This is a genomic window from Actinomyces sp. oral taxon 849 str. F0330 (assembly GCF_000239715.1).
Lineage (GTDB): Bacteria > Actinomycetota > Actinomycetes > Actinomycetales > Actinomycetaceae > Actinomyces > Actinomyces johnsonii.
The window spans coordinates 1-3,919 of record NZ_JH470372.1 but is presented as its reverse complement, the minus strand read 5'-3'; the positions used below and the strand labels follow the sequence as shown (position 1 = coordinate 3,919).

Sequence of the window (3,919 nt, the reverse complement as noted above, 5' to 3'; positions counted from 1 at the left end):
GACATGGGGGTCAAGTACCCCCAGACGGTGACGACCTGGGAGCGGGCCTGGGAGCGATTCACTCCCTTCCTGGACTTCCCTCCGATGCTCAGGCGTGTCATCTCTCCCCCACTTCGTGGGAGGTACCCCCTCCACCAACAGTATCGAGACTGCGAGCTACCAGCTGCGCAAGGTTTCCAAGAACCGCGGCCACTTCCCCTCCGATGAGGCGGTGATCAAGCTGCTGTGGCTGGCGATCTGCGACACCCGTGGACAAGCGAGCCCGAGAACGCGACAAGGAGAAAGGACTGCCAGCATCCAAGCGCAGGGCCAAGGGCAAGCTCATCGAAGGACAGATCACCACCGACTGGAACAAGGCCCTGGCCCAGCTCACCACCGCCTACCCCGACCGAATCAACCCCTACCTGTAAAACGCTTACACAGAAAACTGGACAGGTCCCTTCTCCCCAGCTGCTCGCCCTGGCCTCTACCCCCGCCCGCGCCTGGGAGCCCCGGACGATCCGCCTGCGGCTGATGAGCATCCCCGCTGTCATCGCCCACCACGCCCGCCGCACCGTCCTGCGCTACAAGGCCGACCACCCCTGGACCAGCCTTCTGCTTGACGGCCTCGGGCACCTCCAGGCCCTACCGGCTCCGTAGACACACGGCTCCTGCTTCCTGTCCACCACGCCCCTGAAGGAAGAACCCTCTGGCCCCCGGAAAGGCCCGACCACCGCGAGACGACACGCGGCAAGCCGTCACACCCAACCGGCATAATCCCAGCCACGACACCGGCAACGCCGCCACCAAACCCCACTCAACCAACCAATGAAAGATCGAGGCTAGTGCCCTACACCAATACCAGCCCCACTAGAGATCAGACAACCACCCACCGACCTTGCCGATCCTCTGAATTGGGATGTAATATAGGGTCGTGAGGCGGATACACACCAATGACATCTTCCGGGCAGTACATTGTCAGATTTACCGAATCACTAATGCAATGAAAATTGGAAGGGGTTTAGCCTCTTGTGCTGGCCGAAAATGTGGCAAGTAGAAAACGGATGATTCATGCTTACAGGGGGAAGTGATGAGCGAGAACTATGATGCATATTCGACATATTATGATATGTATACAAATGTTGATAATTACGTGAAGATAATTGTTGATAGAATGAATGATTCTCTCCATAGAGTGTGTGGACGAGGATTTGAGGGAGCTTCAGTGCTGGATGCAGCCTGCGGCACCGGAAACAGCATGATCTCCTTAATGAACTACACCGACGACGTTACTGGGTTCGACTCAAGCTACGGTATGCTAGCAAAGGCACAAGGCAAGACCGATCGAGAAGGATTACCTCTTTCGGTTTTTTCGGCGAATCTCGAACACTTTGATACTGAAAGAAAATATAACTACATAACATGCATTTATGGTAGCGTAAACCATCTCACAAGTCTCGATGCACTGATTTCTTTTCTGAAATGCGCGCGCCGGTCCCTTTTCGAAGATGGGGCAGTCGTTATCGACACAAACACTAAAATGATCTACGAGCATTACTGGAAACATCCCTGTGTCGAATTTATTTCAAAAGATCATGTTCTTTATCGGGAGCCGATAGAGCGTTTCGACGCGTTACATTCAATTAAAGTTCACTCCCTTAACGCTACAGGCGACCCAGATATATGGAGCGCTTTAGTTACCGTGATGACCGAGCGATTCTATTCAGTAGATGACATTATACTGGCCTCCTCGCAGGCCGACTTGAAAATCTCCTCCATATTTGGAATTTCCTCCAGTGACTCTCTTTCGTTGGAACCTCGAGATGACTTAGATAATAGATTTATCTATATTCTTACAGCTGCTAAATAAAGAATTTTTAGAACGTTGTGGTTGCATTAAATGTAATTGCATTGCATGCCGATGTCATGTAAACTTGATAAGGAATCCGGCGTAGAGTGTGAACATGTTTTTGATGCAACATAGGGATAACTGGGGTACTCTTCTGACATGGAGGAAGCGTATCGACTTGTTCATCATAATGCGTTTAGGAGTTGAGGTTGTTCTCCATGCTTTCGTGCTGACCTCGATTTGTCATCGACTGGCTGAGTTGAGGTTTATGGCGTCGTTGCCGGTGTCTTGGATCTGATTGTGGCACGTGGGTGTGACAAATCTGCCGCGTGTCGTCTCGCGGTGGTCGGATCTTTCTCGGGGCCCTATGTGGTGTGTCAAGCGGCTGTGGGTAGTTTCGTGGCTGGTTGTGGTTGTTCCTGGTGGTGGGTGTCGGGTGCCCGGGCGGCTTTGTGCTCGTCGAGAGGAGTGACATAGCCGATGTTTGAGTGCAGGCGCTGGCTGTTGTATTCGACCTGACTCATGACGCTTAGTGTGCCGGGGGTGGGGAGGTGAGGATTTCCTCGGCTTTGGGGGTTGGTTGTGGGGTGGCGTTGATGTGGTGGCCGTTGATGTTGATGACGGCCTCCTTCAGGCCGTGCAGCCCGCGTGTGATCCTGGCGATGCTTAGATGCTTATTCCGGTGGTGTCTTGGAGGTATCGGGCTACGGCTAGGGCGGCCATCACCATCGTGAGGTGGGCCCAGGTGGCATTGCGGGTGTGGTGGAAGACGGGGCGAGCTGGCAGGTCGTGCTTGCTCATTGGCGAATGACTGCTCGGGCGTGCCACAGCTCGTGGTAGGATAGGAGGAGATGACCTCGGCGGCGTCCAATCAGGCGGGTAGGAATGTTGGTGACGTAGCCCTTGAGCCCAGCCAGGCGCCGGGCCCTGGCCAGGGATGCCTCATCGAGGACCTGGTTCCCCTTGCGGGTGGTGACAAAACGAGTGCCCTTAGGGCGCTCGCCTCCGGCGATGACGGCCCTGGCCCTGTTCTCCTGGACGTCCAGTGTGTGGTTGTCCCGGGTGAAGCGCTTGGATGAGTAGCCCCAGACGGCCCTCCACGAGCCGGGATGGGTAACCGGGGTCCCGCACCGGCTCGGCCTTGCGGCTCTTGTCCCGCTTGCTCCTGGATCCCCTCCTGGGGGTAATGGTGCCTGGTGAGCTACCCGTCGGCGGGGGGCGTCCCCGTGCCACCGGAAGTGCGCCTCCAGGTCCCCCGGGGCGCGGGTGGTGCGTGAACCGACGAGAGCCTGTTCATTGGTTTGTTGTGAGCCCTTGTGGAAGGACTGGTATTGGTTACTGCTACTGATGATGACAACAGGGCTTCTGCTGGTGGTTGGGATGTGGTCGACCGGTTGCGCTTGGCTGGGGCTGTGGATGGCTTGTTTGAGCAGAGCTGGTGCCGGGCAGGTGAACATGACTGGGGTTGATGGTCTGCTGCCGGCCCTGCACCAAGGGAGGCCCTGGAGAGGGGGCTGGCTGCTTGGCTTGAGCGAGCACCTGGGCTACGACAAGGGCGAGCCGACCACCCAGGCGCGTGGTAACGCCAGGAACGGGCCCACGTCCAAGACGGTGGACTCGTCAGGATGGGGCCCTTTGAGATCGAACCTGAGTTGCACAGTTTTTAGTGCCCTGTTGGGATGTTGAGTGCGGCGAGGATGCCTTCGGCTTGGGGGGGTGCCCCTATGTGGTGTGTCAAGCGGCGGTGGGTAGTTTCGTGGCTGGTTGTGGGTCGTAGAGGGCTCCATCTCGGATCATGGCGTGCAGGGTCAGGATGCGGCGGTGGGCCAGGGCGAGGACGGCCTGGTTATGACGCTTGCCCTGGTCTCGTTTGCGCTGGTAGTAGGCCCGGGAGACGGGGTCGGAGCGCAGGGAGGCGAAGGCGGACAGGAACATGGCGCGCTTGAGCCTCTTGTTGCCGCCGTGGGAGACGTGCTCACCACGGATCGATGAGCCGGAGCGGCGTGTGACGGGAGCGAGCCCGGCGTAGGAGGCCAGCTGGCCTCCGGTGCCTGGAGGTCTTGCCCAGGGTCTCGGCCAGCAAGGACGGCT

Annotated in this window: 3 protein-coding genes and 3 pseudogenes; 3 read left to right on the top strand and 3 right to left on the bottom strand. The window is 57.5% G+C overall.

The genetic code is table 11. From position 1 onward, the window contains the following. From HMPREF0975_RS16970 to HMPREF0975_RS15260, 3 genes and pseudogenes are all read left to right on the top strand, one after another. A pseudogene (locus HMPREF0975_RS16970) lies at window positions 1-410 on the top strand (transposase); the annotation flags it as partial. Window positions 411-513: 103 nt separating this feature from the next. Continuing rightward, window positions 514-639: a hypothetical protein gene (locus tag HMPREF0975_RS15900; RefSeq protein ID WP_009233812.1), complete on the top strand. Its 126-nt coding sequence runs from the start codon at window positions 514-516 to the stop codon at window positions 637-639. A 430-nt stretch (window positions 640-1,069) separates the two neighbouring features. Then, entirely contained in the window at window positions 1,070-1,849 is a 780-nt protein-coding gene (locus HMPREF0975_RS15260; protein WP_009234906.1) for a class I SAM-dependent DNA methyltransferase, read from the top strand. Between the two features lie 356 nt (window positions 1,850-2,205). Here the strand turns inward: HMPREF0975_RS15260 and HMPREF0975_RS15895 are convergent, their stop codons facing one another. The 3 genes and pseudogenes from HMPREF0975_RS15895 to HMPREF0975_RS14105 form a co-directional block, all read right to left on the bottom strand. Next, window positions 2,206-2,352, bottom strand: coding sequence for a hypothetical protein (locus HMPREF0975_RS15895; protein WP_156808332.1), 147 nt, complete (start codon window positions 2,350-2,352; stop codon window positions 2,206-2,208). 5 nt (window positions 2,353-2,357) lie between these two features. Then, window positions 2,358-3,114: pseudogene (locus HMPREF0975_RS17410) on the bottom strand (IS1634 family transposase); the annotation flags it as partial. 448 nt (window positions 3,115-3,562) lie between these two features. Then, window positions 3,563-3,919 (bottom strand): annotated as a pseudogene (locus HMPREF0975_RS14105) (transposase); the annotation flags it as partial.